The 17,510-nt window shown below is 47.4% G+C and carries 17 protein-coding genes and 1 pseudogene; 3 read left to right on the forward strand and 15 right to left on the reverse strand.

Annotation, left to right across the window (positions count from 1 at the left end; all coding sequences use genetic code 11):
• Window positions 1-36 precede the first annotated feature (36 nt).
• The 10 genes and pseudogenes from LBPC_RS17290 to LBPC_RS10700 all read right to left on the reverse strand — a co-directional run bounded on the left by LBPC_RS17290 (window position 37) and on the right by LBPC_RS10700 (window position 8,948).
• Window positions 37-228 (reverse strand): hypothetical protein, encoded by a 192-nt coding sequence (locus LBPC_RS17290; RefSeq protein ID WP_003566781.1) that lies wholly within the window; start codon window positions 226-228, stop codon window positions 37-39.
• Window positions 229-334: 106 nt separating this feature from the next.
• Window positions 335-634, reverse strand: a complete 300-nt coding sequence (locus LBPC_RS10660) for a DUF2316 family protein (protein ID WP_003585389.1) — start codon at window positions 632-634, stop codon at window positions 335-337.
• A 39-nt stretch (window positions 635-673) separates the two neighbouring features.
• Window positions 674-1,087, reverse strand: coding sequence for a MarR family winged helix-turn-helix transcriptional regulator (locus LBPC_RS10665; protein WP_003603033.1), 414 nt, complete (start codon window positions 1,085-1,087; stop codon window positions 674-676).
• Window positions 1,088-1,377: 290 nt separating this feature from the next.
• A pseudogene (locus LBPC_RS10670) lies at window positions 1,378-2,165 on the reverse strand (zinc-ribbon domain-containing protein).
• Window positions 2,166-2,220: 55 nt separating this feature from the next.
• Window positions 2,221-3,228, reverse strand: a complete 1,008-nt coding sequence (locus tag LBPC_RS10675; protein WP_032781100.1) for an alpha/beta hydrolase — start codon at window positions 3,226-3,228, stop codon at window positions 2,221-2,223.
• A 166-nt stretch (window positions 3,229-3,394) separates the two neighbouring features.
• Window positions 3,395-4,492, reverse strand: coding sequence for a zinc ribbon domain-containing protein (locus LBPC_RS10680; RefSeq protein ID WP_016376394.1), 1,098 nt, complete (start codon window positions 4,490-4,492; stop codon window positions 3,395-3,397).
• Window positions 4,493-4,917: 425 nt separating this feature from the next.
• Window positions 4,918-5,505 (reverse strand): MarR family winged helix-turn-helix transcriptional regulator, encoded by a 588-nt coding sequence (locus LBPC_RS10685; protein WP_003566788.1) that lies wholly within the window; start codon window positions 5,503-5,505, stop codon window positions 4,918-4,920.
• Window positions 5,506-5,606: 101 nt separating this feature from the next.
• A complete protein-coding gene (locus tag LBPC_RS10690; RefSeq protein ID WP_032781099.1) occupies window positions 5,607-7,382 on the reverse strand; it encodes an ABC transporter ATP-binding protein in 1,776 nt (591 codons plus the stop codon).
• Between the two features lie 169 nt (window positions 7,383-7,551).
• Window positions 7,552-8,010 (reverse strand): NUDIX hydrolase, encoded by a 459-nt coding sequence (locus tag LBPC_RS10695; protein ID WP_003591452.1) that lies wholly within the window; start codon window positions 8,008-8,010, stop codon window positions 7,552-7,554.
• Between the two features lie 248 nt (window positions 8,011-8,258).
• Complete coding sequence (locus LBPC_RS10700) at window positions 8,259-8,948, reverse strand: 2,3-diphosphoglycerate-dependent phosphoglycerate mutase (RefSeq protein WP_003566791.1); 690 nt, start codon at window positions 8,946-8,948, stop codon at window positions 8,259-8,261.
• A gap of 233 nt (window positions 8,949-9,181) precedes the next feature.
• On the opposite strand from LBPC_RS10700, the gene LBPC_RS10705 reads away from it, so the two are divergent.
• Window positions 9,182-9,388 (forward strand): hypothetical protein, encoded by a 207-nt coding sequence (locus LBPC_RS10705; RefSeq protein WP_003566793.1) that lies wholly within the window; start codon window positions 9,182-9,184, stop codon window positions 9,386-9,388.
• A 92-nt stretch (window positions 9,389-9,480) separates the two neighbouring features.
• On the forward strand, window positions 9,481-10,551 hold the full coding sequence (locus tag LBPC_RS10710) for a zinc ribbon domain-containing protein (RefSeq protein WP_003661987.1): 1,071 nt from the start codon (window positions 9,481-9,483) through the stop codon (window positions 10,549-10,551).
• A 106-nt stretch (window positions 10,552-10,657) separates the two neighbouring features.
• Here the strand turns inward: LBPC_RS10710 and LBPC_RS10715 are convergent, their stop codons facing one another.
• From LBPC_RS10715 to LBPC_RS10725, 3 genes are all read right to left on the reverse strand, one after another.
• Window positions 10,658-11,752 carry a serine hydrolase domain-containing protein gene (locus LBPC_RS10715; RefSeq protein ID WP_003603050.1) on the reverse strand — a complete coding sequence of 365 codons (1,095 nt, stop codon included), beginning with the start codon at window positions 11,750-11,752 and terminating at the stop codon, window positions 10,658-10,660.
• Entirely contained in the window at window positions 11,745-12,818 is a 1,074-nt protein-coding gene (locus LBPC_RS10720; RefSeq protein ID WP_003571106.1) for an AI-2E family transporter, read from the reverse strand. The genes LBPC_RS10715 and LBPC_RS10720 overlap by 8 nt, the downstream gene beginning before the upstream one ends.
• Window positions 12,819-12,902: 84 nt before the next feature.
• The gene (locus LBPC_RS10725; protein WP_003566834.1) at window positions 12,903-13,604 is read right to left on the reverse strand and encodes a class A sortase; all 702 of its coding nucleotides are present in this window, start codon (window positions 13,602-13,604) and stop codon (window positions 12,903-12,905) included.
• Window positions 13,605-14,046: 442 nt separating this feature from the next.
• On the opposite strand from LBPC_RS10725, the gene LBPC_RS10730 reads away from it, so the two are divergent.
• On the forward strand, window positions 14,047-14,457 hold the full coding sequence (locus tag LBPC_RS10730) for a GtrA family protein (RefSeq protein ID WP_003661979.1): 411 nt from the start codon (window positions 14,047-14,049) through the stop codon (window positions 14,455-14,457).
• A gap of 53 nt (window positions 14,458-14,510) precedes the next feature.
• Here the strand turns inward: LBPC_RS10730 and LBPC_RS10735 are convergent, their stop codons facing one another.
• Window positions 14,511-15,443 (reverse strand): diacylglycerol/lipid kinase family protein, encoded by a 933-nt coding sequence (locus LBPC_RS10735; protein WP_003661977.1) that lies wholly within the window; start codon window positions 15,441-15,443, stop codon window positions 14,511-14,513.
• A gap of 211 nt (window positions 15,444-15,654) precedes the next feature.
• Window positions 15,655-17,415 (reverse strand): pyruvate oxidase, encoded by a 1,761-nt coding sequence (gene spxB, locus LBPC_RS10740; protein ID WP_003661976.1) that lies wholly within the window; start codon window positions 17,413-17,415, stop codon window positions 15,655-15,657.
• Window positions 17,416-17,510: the final 95 nt, after the last annotated feature.

Here is a 17,510-nt window from a genome sequence, read left to right on the forward strand (position 1 = left end):
GACTTAAACAGCCGGACTACCAACCCACTTTTTTTCTTAGTGACTCGCTTTAACCGCGTAAACAACCCGGATTGGAGTGGCTCGCACGCGTAATAACCGTGCGGCCTCCACATTGCCATGGGCCGCGCGGATGCATAGCATCCGCCGTGCCTGCTTTGCCACTAGCAATGTGGGGAAGTTTTTAGGGAAAAGTAAAGCGAATAACTCCTCATTTGTCGCGCCAATCAATGATAAGGGACACCTTTCTGCTTGCTGTAATTTGTGCATAGTGTAGCATGTTTCTCAGCAGGCGCCAAGGGGTAATTGATGTTTTTGTTATTTTACTTACCGAGACTTAATTTAATCGGCCTTTGGCAATCAAATCAGTATTTAAAAACCAGTGTACGGCTGGATCGCCTTGTAGGCGGCTGTAAGGTAGTGGCGTTTTCCCTTGTGCAGCAAGTTGCTTGTTGAGGTAATTCCGAAGAATCCAAGGCTCTTCAATTTGATCAACCTGCAATTGCAAAACCGCTTCGACATGCTCCGGCGTGGTCGCAAGATCTTGGGCAGCTTGCTCAAGTGTGACGCCAGCCAAGTTAAAGTTAGCTGCCAGTTCTTTCTTCGTGTTGCGTCGTTCAATGATGGTTAAAGACATGATTTTGCTCCCTTCAAAGGGTCATAAACGCCGGCAAGGTTATTGCAAGGCTTTCAACACTTGCTTCAGAGTCACCGTCAGTGCTTCTGGATCAGGCACGTTTGCCGCAAAGGCCTTTTCCAGTACTTGAAACAAATCACGAACTTGCTCGGCGGTTGTCTCGCCCTCATCAGTCAAAAACAGTTGCCGCTCACGTTCGCTGTGCGGTGCCATTCGTTTTTCCAAAAGCCCGCGTTGGATCAAACTTTTAATCAAATTAGACACGCTAGCCGGTCCCCGACTTAATTCGACACTGACCTGTCGTTGATTAGCGCCTGGATTAGCGGCAATAAAAGTAAGCACCTTGGCTTGATCGCTATTGAGATCCAAATTGCTTAAATGTTGATTCAAAAAATACTTCTGTAGTTTTGCGAGCTGATAAATCAGCCCGGAAATGTTCGATTCACTTTGCATTATCAAAACCTCCATGATAACCAGTATACGTCTTTTTGTTTCATATGCAACAGTTTCATGGACACCTTAATGCTGCATTGTTTTATTTTGTAAAAATGCGTCAGGTCATTAGCACCGCCGCCTGCCAACTCAGAAAATGCATACCCTGCGACGGATCTGGATCATTATCCGTCAGTTTTGTCCAAACAAAAGTCGGTCCCAACGAAAAGAATCCCATCGTTAGAACCGACTATTTTTCAATATTTAATTCGGAGAATCTCAGTCACCATCGTATATTTCAAGCCTGACGACTAGTCATCATCCCCATGAATTAACGTCCACTTACCGGAATCATCGTTAAACTTGCTCATCTGATCATGGATTTCATCATAGCGGTATTTACCGTGCAAGGCGCCGCTATCTTTATCGTAAACATCGACTTCCTTCATGTTAGTTGCCGGAGATGTCACCTCGACGCGATAGTCATCCAAATCAAAATCGTCATAATCGGCCGCCATTTGCGCAACTTCACGATTGCTTAAATCACTGTCACTGCGACTCTCATCGTCATCGCGACTATCTTCGGCCGATTCACGGGCATTGGCGAGTGATTCGCTGGCTGCTTCTTGAGAGGCCGAAGCCGAACTTGATTCAGCCACTCGTGAATCCGAGGCGGATGCAGCCGCAATTGACGAAGCAGAGGCACTGCCGCCGCTGAGCTGGATGAATCCAGTGCCTCAGTTCGAGCTTGCTGCTGGCGGTTTTGAAAGAATAAGAAAGCTGCTAGCAAAACAACAGCTGCCATCAACACAATACTAACAATGACCCAAGGACGGCCATGCGGTTGCTTTTGCCCACCGCCACCATTTGATCGCCGACGCGTCGCATTCGGCGGCACAGCCCCTGAAGCCAGTGGCTGTTGTCCTGATGGCTGACTTGTTTGCATCTGACCATTCACTTCACTACCTTGTCCTTGCGCCGGTTGTTCTTGTGCCAGGCCACCCTTTTCATCACGATATTGGGCAAGATTAAACCCGCAATTATGGCAAAAGGCTTCGTCAGCGCTAACTTGTACGCCACAATTTGGACAATATTCCATAAAAAAACGCCCCCTCAATTTCTTTGCTGCAAGCCAGCGCAGCTTTTTTTAAATATTAGTTGGTTGTTGCTCTTGGTAGCTGTTGCAGCAACCACTGATACGCTGCTGGCAACGCCTGCTGCCAATAGTTAAATCCATGTGTGCCAGTCGCTGACCAGCTGGTAGTCGGTGTCACCCCCACTGCCTGAAGCTGTGAGGCAAAATGAGTGACATCAGTAAATGGCACAGTTGTATCAGCTTGTCCTGACGCCAAATAAACTTTCAAACCAGCAAGTCGGTCTGCCGTCAGCATGTTGGCAGGTTGATCGGCATCCCAACGGGCCTGATCCCATTGGCCATGAGTTAAAAAGGCTGGCATTCGTGATTGGGCCGCTTCAGGTACCTGCTGCCAAACTGCAGGCGACAAAGCCGCGGCGATCCGAAACTGTTGAGGTTCGGCTAGCACCAGTCTTAGGGCACCGTAGCCGCCCATCGACACGCCGCCAACCGCATGGGCATCCGCCTGCGATAAAAGCGCAAATTGTTGCTTTAAATGTGGTAGTAAATCTTGCATGATTGCCGTCTGCATTTTTTCTGCTGGCGAATCAACGTAAAAACTATTGCCACCATCCACAAACACCACCACTGCTGGATGACCAGTCGAATTAACAGCTTCATCAAGTAAGCTTTTCGAATCCACTAACTGGACCAGATTGGTGTCATCGCCATCCATGCCGTGCAGCATGAGCACTAATGGATAACGTTTGTGCGGATCGTAGCCAGCTGGCACATAGGCCATATATGACCAAGATCGCTGTAGGGTTGGCGCGGAAAAGGTGAACGCCGCCAAGCTGCTACTTGTTTGCGCTACCGTTGAACCCGCAATAGGAGGAGCGGTCTGTGACGGTGTCGATGCTGCTTGTGTCTTCCTGCTAGACTGCTTAGTTATGGCTGACTGCCGCTGACGACTAACAGTCGCAGGCGCGTGCGGCTCCGTCGATTGAGAATGTCGAATAAATGCTCCTATTAGCAAAAACATCAACACACCGAAACCAGCTAAGACCCACGGCTTACCGCGATGCACAGGTTAAGCCCCCACGATATACCAGCAACCAAGCTCGCCTTAACCTTCCTTTATCTTTTTTCAAGTGCCTACCCCCAGGAACTGACGACAGTTGTGACCTACTTCTTAATCCTACAACACTGACGGCATTTACAGAACATCTTTTATTTTTTGATCGAAAACACCATCAGTCTCTGGGCAACAACCGGGCGGTGACGAACATAACCAACGCCGCGCCAATACCGACAGAAAACCCGATGCCGGGATTCAGCAAACCTTGAATTTGGTTGTTGGCACTGCTCATCAACGGCGCATAGGCAAAATATAAGGCCCCGTAGCCTAACAAACCTAACATGCCAGCAAACCGCATCATTCCGCGTGACCGAAAAAGTCCGAACAAAAGGCCTAACACTGGGCCTATCCCCGCTAAAACAAGTGCTAAGTATGGCAGATTGGTTTGAGGCGAAGCGACGCCAGTATTGGTTGCAGCAGTTTCCGCCAAGGTGACAGCACTGCGGACAAGATCATACAAACTGCCGCCAACATTGGCCGTGGCGACACTGCCAGCACCAAATGGCCAGGCATAAGCCGCTGTAAATGCCACTAGCGACGCGATTAAGTAAACCAGCCAAATGATGCCGCCTCTTCGTCTCGGTTGGCCTGCTGTGGTTCCAAGGTGCGACCACCAATGCGGCGAACGATTGCTCATTTTCTGTGCTTGCTGCGCCATCGGGCCATTGTCCGGCTGCGTCATATACGGATTAGGATACGGTGGCACCGATTGCCCCGCTGCTGGCCGCGGCGCTGTCCAAATATCATCATCTGAGTCGCCTGAATCGTCATCGTTAAAGCGACTAGTATAAGACGCCACTGGTCGGCGATTTGCAACAACATAAATGGCGACAGCACAGCCAACTGCCAACACCCATCCAGCGATCGTTGAAAAACTAAAGACACAAAAAAGTACCATGACTCCGATCAAGGTATACACCATGTGAGTTGCCAACCAATCGATAAAATGATCGAAACTATCGTCAGTTAGGACCAGACTCTTTTTGATGCTGGTTGAACCACTTTGCCGCTGTCGGCGTGAGCGTTCTCCTCGTACCTGTTCACGAACCGGTTCAGATGCAGCTGGTTGTTGTGACTGCTCACGACCAAAGTCTGTCTCGTCAGCAACCCGAGCATTGAAGATTGTTAAATCTGCGCCGCAATTCGGACAGAATTTGGTTCCAGCCGGTATTTTGAAACCACAATTTGGACAATAACGCATCGTCTCTGCCAAGCTAGTTTCCTCCATTTTCACGCTATTAGATTCATCTTGCATGGTTCGCGGCTAATAGTAAAGTTTCGGCGAAGTTTTTTAACGAAAACTCACTTAGTTGTCAGTATTGGCCAACTTTATTCGCCAACTGTGTAGCAAAGACGCGCGATTGGATCATGGAAAAAGCCGCAGACTAAAAATTCTTTGTCGTCCCAAATGCCACAACCTCTGGTCAGAGAGGGCTAGCGACGCGGAGCTAGCGCAGCGACGGTACTTCGAGCCACCTCATCTAGCCGGCGACTACTCTGCCTTGGCACTGTGATCTTTATCTCCAAAATATCCACGAGAAAACAAAAGACGACTGATTTCCCTATGAATTGCGGAAAACCAGCCGTCTATATTGACAGCTGTCAATTAAATCGCAGCCTGTCCATTCAAGTCACTATTTAGAATCGATGGTCAAAGCCTCGTGGGCCGCCGCCGAAGCCACCTGGGTAGCCGCGACGTGGGCCATGCTCATGATGACCGTGATGGAACCGTGCGGCCCATTCGCGCATGTCATCGAACTGTTTGCCTTCTGGCCAGCTAAGGTCATCCCTAGTTGCCAAATCGGCAGACAATTTTTCAATCAACGTCAGTAATTGCGCCTGCTCTTCTTCGGACAAACCACTGAAAATTTGATCAGGTAAATCCGTCTTCAGTTTACCCGTCGTTTCAATAAATTTTTTACCGTCATCAGTGAGCGCAATTAGCTGAACGCGCTTATCGGTTTCGGACTCGCGGCGGCTGATCAACCCTAAATCCTCTAGTTTCTGAACTAAAGCGGAAACCGAACTTGGCCGAATGTCCAACGCTTCAACCAAATCTGAATTCGTCAGTTCGCCTTTATTATCAAGCAGCCGCAAGAGTCTTAATTGATTTGGCTGGCGCTGTCGATCACCAAAACGCAAGCTGCTAGCCACGGCACCCATGAATGGACGCTTTTGAATTAAGCCGCCAAAGGCCTTCAATAAATCTTCTGATGTTTTTGTCATCGCTATTCTCCTTGTCTTTTAGTTAGTCTACTATCCAACGAACTAATAGAACGAGTATAATCCGTTAGTTAGTTTTTATCAAGACTACCTACTTTTAGCGTTTACGCGGCCTTTCCGAACTGATCTTTAACATACTCGCGATAAATTGGATGCGACTTGATCAGGTCCTCATGTGTGCCGCTGCCGCTCACCGTGCCATTTTCAATGAAGTAGATCCGATTAGCATTCATGCTCGTGCTTAGTCGATGGGCAATCACAATCGTTGTACGACCATGCATTAATTTAGTTAATGCTTTTTGAACCATCATTTCCGATTCGGCATCAAGACTAGCAGTTGCTTCATCGAGCATTAAAATCTTGGGATCGCGAAGAAAGGCGCGGGCAATGGCGAGTCGCTGTCGCTGACCGCCGTAAACCTTGACGCCACGTTCGCCGACTTCAGTATCGAGTCCCTGCGGCATGGCCTCAACAAAAGTTTTTGCGTACGCCATATCAAGCACATGCCATAATTCTTCATCTGTATAGTTGCGCGTCGCCCCATACGTCAAGTTATAACGAATGGTACCTGCCATAATTGTTGCATCTTGCCCAACCAGCCCAATCTGTTCACGCCAATCTTCAACATTCAGATTTGCGATGTCCTGATCCCCGATCAAAATGTGGCCGCTATCAGGCGAGTAGAAGCGTTCTAAAAGACTGATAATCGTTGACTTGCCACCACCAGACGGACCGGCAAAGGCAATGACCTGATTAGGTGCCGCTGTCACCGTGACATCTTTTAGCACCGGCGTTTCCTGATCATAACTAAAGCTGACATGCGACATTGTCAAAGCTTGACCACTGGCATCTTTTAGCGGGCGACCTGTACGACTTTCCTCAGGTTGTTGCAGTAACTCATCAATCCGCGCCGTTGACCCGCTCGCTTTTGCTGTCTCCGCAAAAAACTGTCCAAGCGTTGAAAAAGGCCCAATCAACTGGGTGAGATACATTAAGAAAGCAAACAAGGTTCCCATATTCATTGACCCACTTGCAACCCGACTGGCACCATATGCGAGCACGCCCACAATCATACCCATCATTAATGTCGTCATTACTGGCTGGGCAACCGCGTCATAAACTGCTTCCTTCAAGCCCAAGCGATACAAACGATCAATGCGGGCATCACCGGTTTTCTTTTCGACTGCTTCAGCATTGGAACTTTTGACCAAGCGCACAGCGCCCAACACATCCCCAGCCTCGCCACTAAAAGCTGCCAGATTCTCTTGTCGCGAAAAAGCAATCTTACGCGACTGAGTGGCAACTGGCAGGAAGATCAGAATAACAAGCGGCACAACGGCAAACATAATCGCCGTCATTTTCCAATCCATCATCAACATCAAAATCAGCGCACCGATCAGTTGCATCAAGGCTGTGACCATGCGCGGTACCGAGTTGGCGAGTAAATCCTTGACTTGAGTAGAATCATTCACCAGTCGCGACGTGATTTCGCCAGACTTGGTGGTGTCGAAATAACTGACTGGTAATACCAAAAGCTTGGCCCACAGCTTATTGCGTAATTTGGCAACGACATCTTCGCCAAAAAAGCCTAACACGGCACCTGAACCAGCACTGATCAACGCTGAACCAATAAACAGCCCGACAACGCCAATCACCAAATTCATGTTGACCGCATGCCCCAACGCATTAATCAGCGACTTGGCAATGGTTGGCACAATTAATTGGCCGGCCGTTGCCACTAATCCCAAAAGCAGTCCAAGACCAAGCTGCCAGTAATGTGGGTGAATGGTACTGATTAGTTTCATGAAACTACGGAAATCGAACTTTTTTGGTGTTGACTGCCTTTTTTCGGCTGCCAGCATCGTGGTTGAACGTTGCATATGCATGTGCCTCCAGTTATCAGCTATTTAAAATAGTTAGTTACTTATATGTCTAACTAACATTGTGCTAGTCTAATCCCTTTGTTAGTCTATGTCAACAACAACTAACAAAAAGAACTGAACAAATTTTGTCCAGTTCTTAAATCACCTTGAATTTCCATGTCCTCGGTTAGTGCGTTTGCAAATATGCCTGAACGAAACTAATCATGTCGCGCGACTGTTGATTAAACAATGGCGGCAGTTGATCAAAGTCAAAGTATTGCAAGGCCAACGTTTCTTTGGGATCCGCTTCAGCCAAACTGCCGCCGACTGGTTTGACGAGATAAAAACGGCAGATGATTTGGGCCTGATCACCATTGGGATAAGTTGTAAATCCTTGGTCGAAAGTATGCAGTGCCTTGACTGGTTCCACCAGTAAACCGGCATCCTCTTTCATCTCTCGTTGCAAGGTTTCGACAAAGGTCTCACCGTACTCCATCATCCCACCTGGCAAGCTCCAGTTACCGGCATCTGTCCGTTTTTGCAGTAACAATTGTCCCTGCTCGTTCACCACCGCACCGGCAACAGCGTTTAAAAAAATCGGCATGTGTCCGACTTTGCTGCGAATCTCTCGAATATAATTTGCCACTTAACTGCCTCTTTTCTCGAATCGGTTAATCTGATTATCAAGCAGTCAGCCAATTGGCGCAACTAGCTGCAAGACAATTCGAACACTTTGTCTAGACGCTGGTATGCTTAAAACAATAAACTCACGGTAAATGGTCCAATCAAACAACCCCAACCAAATTTGACCGCAAACAAATAGACGGCCATCCTCGCAACTAAAAGTCGCAATGACAGCCGTCTTTTCAATCACTTAAGCAATTGATTTTTGGATTAGTCCAGCTTATTCTTGCTGTTGACGTTCAACTTTTCGTCGAAGTCATAAACAACAGGTTCGCCAGTCGCCATTTCCAAGTTCATGATGTCTGCATCGGAAATGTTTTCGATGTACTTGGTCAAGGCGCGCAGTGAGTTACCGTGGGCAGCGATGATAACATTCTTGCCAGCCAACAGATCTGGTGCAATATGATCTTCCCAGAATGGGATAACCCGTTCGAGGGTCACTTTCAGGTTTTCGCCGCCAGGAATGATCCGTGGGTCAAGATCAGCGTAACGACGATCCTTAGCAGCTGAACCTTCGTCAGTTGCTTTCAACAATGGTGGCAAAACGTCATACGAACGACGCCAGATGTGAACTTGATCGGCACCGTATTTATCAGCGGTTTCCTTCTTGTTCAAGCCTTGCAAAGCGCCATAGTGACGTTCGTTCAGGCGCCATGTCTTCATTTCTGGAATCCAAAGTTGATCGGATTCTTCCAAGACGTAATGCAGGGTCTTGATCGCGCGGGTCAAAACTGAGGTGTAAGCCTGATCGAATTCAAGACCAGCTTGCTTAACCAATTGGCCAGCATGCTTTGCTTCTTCGACACCCTTTTCACTCAGATCAACATCCACCCAGCCGGTAAATTGGTTGGACAAATTCCATTCACTTTGCCCGTGACGGATCAATACTAATTTCGCCATATCAGAGAATACCTCGCTTTTATGATTTGACAGTCTTCTGCCTGTTTACAGAATCTCATGTTACACCATTTTCAGTAAGTTCGCACCCGCTTTCTCTGGTATATTGGAAAGGGATTGTTGCCAAAAGAACATACGACGCAAATTAACTGCGGCTTGATTTGCTTTTGGCAACTTTTAGCACGCATCACAATCATAATTGTCACCTTTTACTGAAAATATTTCTGGAGGTTCATGTGAAAAAAATTTGGCTATCAATTGCTGGCGTTTGGCTCATCAGCGTCATTTACTTTATCGTCTATCTGACAGTTCCCGCCATGCAGGTTGCGGTTAATGCAAGCGGCCTGTTGTCATTGGTTCATGGTGTCATGGATCTAATCTTACTTGGCGGTGCGTTTGCCTTAATCGCAGGCGCGTTATATCGAATATTTCATCGTCGTTAATGATAAAGACAGTTTTTTGTTATACTCTTTTTGTACAACTTTAATTTCATTCTTTATATTCAGCACTCATACATATCTTTGGAGGGAACACTATGTTTAAGATTTGTCCAAATTGTGGTGCGCATAATACTGCCACCGCTAAATTTTGTACCAGATGTGGCACCAGTTTAGCCGGTGTCGTTGCAACAGCCGAAACGGCGGTTCAAAGTGCACAACCGACTTCTGAGAATGAAGCCTCAACCGCCAACACAGCAGCTGTTAGCGAACAATCTTCAGTGCCAAGCAGTCTAACTTCATCGTCAGCTCAGAATCAACCTGTAACGCCGCAACAAGCGCAAAGTCAGGTCACACCGCCTGACAACAGTCAGCAGCAAGTGCCACCACAACCAGCTGGCACACAGACACAAAGTCAGCAAACGGCTCAAGGACCAGCACCGACAGCGCAGCCTTACCAGCAGGCTGATCAAACGCAGCAACAAGCACAAACACCGCCAGAGGAGCCAAATCCCACGGTGGAGGCTACCAAAAAGTATGCTGGCAGTTACTGGCGCTATCTGGTCGACAGCATTAAACATCCTGCGACTGTGACGCGACCATATCACCAGTATTTTGGGCTAACCAGTTTAGCCATCACGATTGTTAGTTTGGCATTAACCATTGCCTTGATGACTGGTTCCGCAGTGTCGTCATTGCCAGGCGCAATTGCTAGTAATGTGTTGATGACCTTCCTAAAATTAGTCTTTCTAGTGGCGGTCCTGATGATTGCAGTGGTCGCCGTCTATTACTTAGTCGTCAACGGCATGCTTGGCGATCGGCGCCGATCTTTTCTGACATTTACCACCGAGTATGCCTTTCACTGCAACTGGATGGTCTTTTTCTCAGTGTTCACGCTGCTCATGCAAATGCTTGGTATGATTAACATCGGTTCAATCTTCCTGATTTGGTTGCTGCTATCGCTGGGCAGCGGGTTATTCGTCATCTCTGGCACGTATATGTTGTTCACCGCTCAGTCAACCAACCGTTTTGATAAAATCTACGCCTATCTAATCGTTGGTATTTTACTAGTCATCGTGTTCTTGATCATCATGACGTTCGGCCTTTCAAGTATTCTCGGCGGCATTGGTCAAGGTATCAATGATTTTGGCCGCAGCTTTAACTTTTAGACAAGTATCTACTGCTTAATCCAACGGCTTTTTAGACAAAAATAGGCCTTAAGACCTGACACATGGGTAGTGTCGTGATCTTAAGGCCTATTTTTTTGGTCGTCACTCAATTGACCAATGCCTCTAGGTTCTGCGCAAGACTCACGGTATCAGTTGACATTGTATGATTGCCAAACAAGACCACACCGCTTTTCGCATCGGCTCGAAAATAGGCTAAGGTACTGAAACTTTCCGGATTGTCGTTGTACATTCCCTGTAATAACCGCTGGTCGTCTAACCACATCACGCCACTGGCATATGGATTACCATCCCCATAATTGGCGTTAATCAGCTGATGATAGACTTTTAACGGCATGATTTTCCCAGTCTCTGCCGCAATGATGACTTTAGCCAAGTCCGTTGCGCTCATATACACACTGCCGCTGCCCAACAAAGTCGACAACAGGGCGTTGCTCAGCTCATCTGGTTGATAATCGTTATCACCGGCTGTTAAGTAGCCCTGCGCAACAGGCATCTGCGCCGTCAGCGCCGTAAAGTTATGGGTGTGCGTCAGTTGTAGCGGGGTGATGATCGTTTGCTGTAAGACATTTGCAAAACTTTTACCCGTAACTTGACGCACAATCCCCGCTAGCACTGCATAGTTAGCATTAGCATAAATGAAGCTGTGGTCGCCAGTCGATCCCATCTGCTCGAATGTCCAGTCCAAAATAGCCTGCTCCGAGGTTAAGGTTTGATCAGGCGTTAGTTCGTCCATTTGAATACCAGAACGGTGATCCAATAACTGCCGAATCGAGATGTCCTTACTATGATCAATTTTCGGGAAAAACTTGGCCAGTTTGGTATTAAATGACAGTTTGTGCTCGGCAATCAAATGACCGATCACCAGTGCCGTTAAGTATTTTTCAACCGACGCCAAAGGAAACATTGTCTCGCCGTTATTGGCTTCATGTTTACCATGATCCGCGTCACCGACGCCGCCAGTATAAACAATCTGACCGTTTTTAATCAAAGCCACACTACCCGTGAACGCCGTTTTCTTAATCAAGGCTTGGGCATGTTTGCCGACTTGCGCTTGCGGCACCGGACGCGCCACAATTTTACTAGCTTGGCGTTGATGATACACCCACGCCATCGTTAAGCCCGTTGCAGCCACCAACGCTACCGCCAATACAATCACAATCAGCCAACGGTGTTTATGCATCGTCATCGTGCTCCTTGGGCTGCGGCACACTCGCGTAGGTTGATTGCTTGTGCGCCGTACCAGCAATTTTCTTAACGCCCAATACATCTAGGAAAAAGGTAAAGATCGGAATGCCGACAATCAATCCCCAAGTGCCAAATAACCGCTCTGCCACTAACAAAACGACAAAGGTAAAGAAAACTGGCAGCTGTGTTCGGCTGCTCATGAACTTCGGATTCAAGACATAAGCTTCTAGCACATGAATAGCTGCAATCATGATCAAAATGGTGAGAACATCTTGCCAACCGCCGACGGTATAACCAATAATCGTGAGCGGAATCAAGGAAATAATCGCTCCGGCAACTGGGATCAAGGAAAGTAAAAAGACCATAATCGCGAGACTAGGGGTGTTCGGCATTTTTAAGAATAGTAGCGTAATCGTTGTGATCACGGTATTCACAACTGCAATAAAGATTTGTGCTTCCATCACAACGCCAAAAGTATTGATAAACTTCATCGCGAAATATTGCAGATCTTTGAAATACCAGCCGAACGGTGAATCCAGAAACAGTTGGCCAAACGCAGGCAAGCTGTCAAGCTCAATCGTGAAAAAGAAACTAAGAATGAAAGAGACAAACAGCGTCAATCCCATGGCGCCGATATTGCCGGCGTATTGTAGCACCGTGGTCACGCCAGTCTTAAGTTGTTCTGTCAAGTTGAGACTCTTCGTGCTTTGCAGCACCCATTGCATGACCTGATTGTTGGCGAACGCCTCACTGTTATAAAAGTTTTGCACAGAATTAAACAAGCCAATCGTCTGATGAATAATCGCTGGCACGTAATGCACTGCAGCGTAGACTAGGCCTAGGATCACAAGTATGTAAACTGGCACCACAATCACAAATGGGCGAATATGAACATGCCGCTGAACAGCGTGGACTAAGCGGCTGACTAGGAACGCGAAAATGAAGGTCAACAAAATATCGCTCATAATGCTGCGAGCAAACCACAATAAGAGAAAGACTGAAAACAACACCACTGTGCGCCTAACCGGAAGATTATTGATGAACTTTTCGTAACCTGACATACTTTTCCCCACATTCTTAACGAGATACACTAAGCCTGCCGCAAAATCAAAAAAAGCGCAAGCATTCGCTCGCGCTTGCCGAAATTATAAGAAAACCTTCAAGTGTTGCTTCGTTGCCTTTTTAACTGACTGAAGCTGGCCTTGAATAATAATGCGATCCACTTCGCCTTCAGTTGGCGATGCACACGTTACCATTGTAATCAGTTTCTTACCGGCAACATCATCAATCCACTGAACTTGGGTTTCATTAACAACCTGTTTACTGGTCACTTTATACGAGTAAACTTTCTTCATATCGGTGATATAAATGATGTCGTCTTGCTTCACATTTTTGAGCGGTGAAAACAAAATACCTTGATTGGTCATGTAGTGACCAGCTAAAGCGTAATTACCTTCGCCCATTTTTTGATCGGCTTTCATCGTGCCTGCCCCTGCACTGAGATTCTCGTTTGATAACCCTTTAAAAATAGGCAATTTCAAACCGACACTGCGAATGGCAACTTTGCCAATAGGATGCAGGTCACGGTTAAGCGCGGCATTGCCAACTGTATTGATATCAAGCGCTTTGACCCCTTTGAAATCAAAGGTTGCTTTGCGTTTTTCATTTTTGTTGACATTGTCACGGTCAACTTGTGCCATCGTCCACTGGCTAAGATGATCGACCACAAATAATTTAATGGGTTCATTGAAGATCAGCGCTAATCCCAGAAGGATACCGAGCGTAAAAATGGTTCGCCAAAGCCAACGATGTTTACGCGGTGGCTGTTTTTTATTAGATTGTGTCATCGTCATCCTCCTCGGGGAAATCATACCTTGAAACGTTGTGAGATTCAAGCAAGGGTGCTTGGGTGAACGGATCAATTGCGGTTTGTTGTTTTGATAAATAAGTTGTTTTTCTGTTCTGCTGTCGTTGGGAGGTTATCCTTAGTGTCCGAGCTGGCTACGCGGCGATTCGGGGTGGCGACCGCGAAGCTAGAGTGGTGTGCACGACTTCGAGCCCACGCGCAAAACCCGCGCGCAGTCTCGAAGCTCGGCCTCCTTGTAGGCGGTAAACCGCCAACAAGGATTTCACCACTGAGCCCATCGCCGCTCCGCCAGCTCTCCAGATTCTATTTTAATTTTAAGACGGTATTCTGATCTACTCATGCAAGAACGACTCACAATTGAAGTTCTACATGCCCCACCTGCCATGGTATACTATTGAAAGTTTGCATAGGAGGCGCCTGTTTTGAAGAAGCTTTTTCAACTCTATAAGCGTTATGAAATGATCATCAATTACCTGTTTATCGGCGGTTTGACCACGTTGATTAACTTTGTCACGTTCTTCGCCATGCGGTATTTTGGTATTGGCTTAGTTTTGACCAATACAACGGCGAATATCGTCAGTGTCATTTTTGCTTTTTTTGCCAACAAAAGTGTCGTTTTCCACAGTGACTACTCAAGCAAGAAAAAGTTCTGGTTCGAGTTAATCAGCTTTCTTGTGTTGCGTGGGCTCTCCTTGTTGCTGGATAACTTGATCATGATCATCGGGGTCGATTGGATGCATGGTAATGAGATTCTCGTCAAAATTTTAGATCAGGTCATCATCGTGATCGCCAATTATCTCTTCTCAAAATTGATTTTCTTACGCAAAAAATAACTTCATGAAGTGTGCTGACCCCTGTCTTTGTTGCAGGCGGCTAGCACGCTTTTTTAAGTTGGCAGCAAAAATAGTTGCTTGGTTTGGTGCAGTGTCACCTGAATCGGGGTTGAATATTCTTCGCCGTCAATTTGAATTGGTACAGTCGCTGATGTGGCAAATTCAAATGTTTGCCCTTGTGAATGGTGCATGGCGCGGTGAACTGAACGGCCACTGAGAATGGCAAATAGGACCTGAAGCAAAATGCCCAATTTTTCGCGATGCACCTGGACAAAAGACAAGGTGTTGCGATTATCTCCCTTATCAGGAAACAGTCGCAAACCGCCGTCTAAGAATGGATGATTAGTAAAGACATTGAGATAAGCATTGTCGATTGCCGTGGTTTTACCGTCTACTTGCCAAGTCGCACGAAACTTTTTTTGTTGTCGCAGTGCTTTTAGAATACTGGCAGCATACGAAAAATGACCGAGTTTTAGGGCATTCAATGCTGCCTTGTGATCAGAATGGTTCGTTTGGTAAACGATTTGGGCATCCATTCCAATGCCAAAGTTATTAATAAAATACTGAGTCCCGTACTTGGCCGAGTCGGCCACCCCGATTTTCAAGGCATGCGGCATTGCCGTTGTCAAAGCCGCCGCAGCTTTTTTCGGGTCCAGAGGAATATGGTTGGCGCGGGCAAAATCATCGCCGGTCCCGGTTGGCACATAGCCAATGGCGACTTCTGGATGACCTTGTCGCTGCAACCCATTCACAACATCGTGTAGCGTCCCATCACCACCAATCACTATCAGTTGAAGATCGTCCATCTTGTGTTGATAAGCCTTGATGAGTCGTTCAGTCACCAATCTGGCATCGCCGGCTTTGCGCGTCTGACTAATATGCAGTGGCGCAAAGTGGGACTCAATGATCGCAACTAACTCAGGCAATTGCTTTTTCCAGCGGGCATTCCCCGCACTGGGATTCATAATAACTTCAGCAAAAGGCATTTTTCTTACTCCGTCTCATTAGATAATTGGTCAAAAAGCGATGATATTCTTTATCGGCGATGACCACTTTTATCATATGATACCTTTTTCAAGGCGGCTAAACACGTATTGCGCTTGAAAAATCACCTTTCTCAATCGCCGGCAACACAGTGACTAAAAACAGCACGGCCATCGCCGTACTGCTTAATACTGATCTTTCTTCTATCACCAGTTACGCCACAGGCACCTTGTGTGTCTTCAAGAATTCACTCAGCGGTACCAATTTTTCCGCATAGTAACGCTTCTTGAACGCAGCAATCGTGTCTGCGTCAAACTGGTCAGGATCCAGTTGCAGATGCTCAACTGGAATTGGCCGCTCGTTGGTAATTTTGGCATCGATCAAGGTTGGTTTGCCGGCAGCTCGGTTGGCTTCAGCTGTTTCAAAAGCCGCTGGCAATTCGTCAACTTGGGTGACCGTGATGCCGGTCATACCCATGCCTTTCGCCACCGTCGCAAAGTCAATCGCCGGCATGTCGATCCCGAACCACGCGTGACCATCGTCCTCCTGCTCATCTTCAATGTACCCTAGTGCATTATTTGAAAAGACCACATTGATGATTGGCAAATGATAACGGACTTCGGTATCCAAGTCCTGCATCACCATCGCCGCGGCACCATCCCCAGCCAGGTTAAAGACCTGTCGCTTTGGGAAGCTCAATTGACCGGCTAATGCGGCCGGCAATCCAGCGCCCATCGTGGCAAACAACCCACTGGTGGTCCACGCTTGGCGCCCATTGACTTTCAGTAACCGGACAGCATTTTGGGTAACATCCCCGACATCAATCGCAAAAATGGCATCATCAGTAGCAATGCGGTTAATTTGGCCGAAAACTGGTTCGAAGCGCATTTTCCCGGTTGTCCGGGTCATCATATCGTCATTATACTGATGCCAATTTTTCACGTTGTCGACATTGGCTTGATACCAGCCGCTGCGTGGTGCATCGTCACTACGATCAATCATTTTCTTCAAGGTTGCCGGAGCATCCGCCAAAATGGCAACATCTGTGTGATGGCGCTTGCCCAATGTCTTCGGATCTGCCTCGATCTGAATAAACTTGGCGTTCGGTGAGAACATGACTTCAGCAAACGGGTAATTCGAACCGACAAACATGATCAAGTCAGCAACTCGCAACGCTTCATTCGCTGGTTTTGAAGCCACCCGAGCTGCAGAACCAAGCAGTGATTCAAATTCGTAAGGGATAATCGGCTTGCCAACTGCTGTCGTAATGACTGGCATCTGTAGCTTTCTTGCCAGCGTCATCACCGTATCAGCAGCCCCACGGACGCCTTGGCCAACGTACATCACGGGCCGTTGCGCTGCACCAATTAAGCGCAACGCCGCATCTACTTGCTCGTCGCTGCCAGCTGGTAAAACTGGGGTGGCGTGGGTAGCTGCCGCACTGTAGTAGCCATCGGCTGGAATTTCTTCGGCCGCCAAATCATTGGGAATCACAACAATCGCAGCTCCACGTCCGGCATAAGCACGGCGAATAGCCTCATCAATAATATGCGGCAGACTAGCCGCCGTGGTAACCGTCCGCGCATACAAAGCGGCATCTTGAAACATCGGATCTTCATCCAGCTCTTGGAAGAAATCGTAATTCATGAAGCGTTGTTCAACTTGACCCACAAGAAATAACGTCGGCACCTTATCCATTTTAGCGTCATACGCCCCTTGAAATAGATGGGTTGCGCCGGGTCCCGCTGATCCAAATGCCACGCCAATATGCCCAGTCAATTTACCATCCGCCACTGCAGCTAGCGCACCGACCTCTTCATGTCGGACGTGAATATACTTTAAATTGTCTTTCTCTTCATCCAGCGCATACATCATATTGTTAAAAGTACCGCCGGGGATTCCGTAAACATGTGTCACACCCCAGCTCTCAAGTGTCTTCAACGCGGCGACACCAGCCTTAATGGTCTTTACCATAAGAATCCCTCCCAAAAAGTGAGCGCGAACAGGCACGCTTAGAAGTCGGCACATATGTGGGCTTCTGCGACGACGAGCGCGTTATTCAATATCTC

It is taken from the genome of Lacticaseibacillus paracasei subsp. paracasei (assembly GCF_000829035.1).
Classification (GTDB): domain Bacteria; phylum Bacillota; class Bacilli; order Lactobacillales; family Lactobacillaceae; genus Lacticaseibacillus; species Lacticaseibacillus paracasei.

Bases quoted from the DNA above. Each gene is read 5' to 3' on its own strand.
- LBPC_RS10660 (WP_003585389.1), bottom strand. From the start codon at position 634: ATGTCTTTAACCATCATTGAACGACGCAACACGAAGAAAGAACTGGCA.
- LBPC_RS10665 (WP_003603033.1), bottom strand. From the start codon at position 1,087: ATGCAAAGTGAATCGAACATTTCCGGGCTGATTTATCAGCTCGCAAAA.
- LBPC_RS10685 (WP_003566788.1), bottom strand. From the start codon at position 5,505: ATGACAAAAACATCAGAAGATTTATTGAAGGCCTTTGGCGGCTTAATT.
- LBPC_RS10690 (WP_032781099.1), bottom strand. From the start codon at position 7,382: ATGCAACGTTCAACCACGATGCTGGCAGCCGAAAAAAGGCAGTCAACA.
- LBPC_RS10700 (WP_003566791.1), bottom strand. From the start codon at position 8,948: ATGGCGAAATTAGTATTGATCCGTCACGGGCAAAGTGAATGGAATTTG.
- LBPC_RS10710 (WP_003661987.1), top strand. From the start codon at position 9,481: ATGTTTAAGATTTGTCCAAATTGTGGTGCGCATAATACTGCCACCGCT.
- LBPC_RS10715 (WP_003603050.1), bottom strand. From the start codon at position 11,752: ATGCATAAACACCGTTGGCTGATTGTGATTGTATTGGCGGTAGCGTTG.
- LBPC_RS10720 (WP_003571106.1), bottom strand. From the start codon at position 12,818: ATGTCAGGTTACGAAAAGTTCATCAATAATCTTCCGGTTAGGCGCACA.
- LBPC_RS10725 (WP_003566834.1), bottom strand. From the start codon at position 13,604: ATGACACAATCTAATAAAAAACAGCCACCGCGTAAACATCGTTGGCTT.
- LBPC_RS10735 (WP_003661977.1), bottom strand. From the start codon at position 15,443: ATGCCTTTTGCTGAAGTTATTATGAATCCCAGTGCGGGGAATGCCCGC.
- spxB (WP_003661976.1), bottom strand. From the start codon at position 17,415: ATGGTAAAGACCATTAAGGCTGGTGTCGCCGCGTTGAAGACACTTGAG.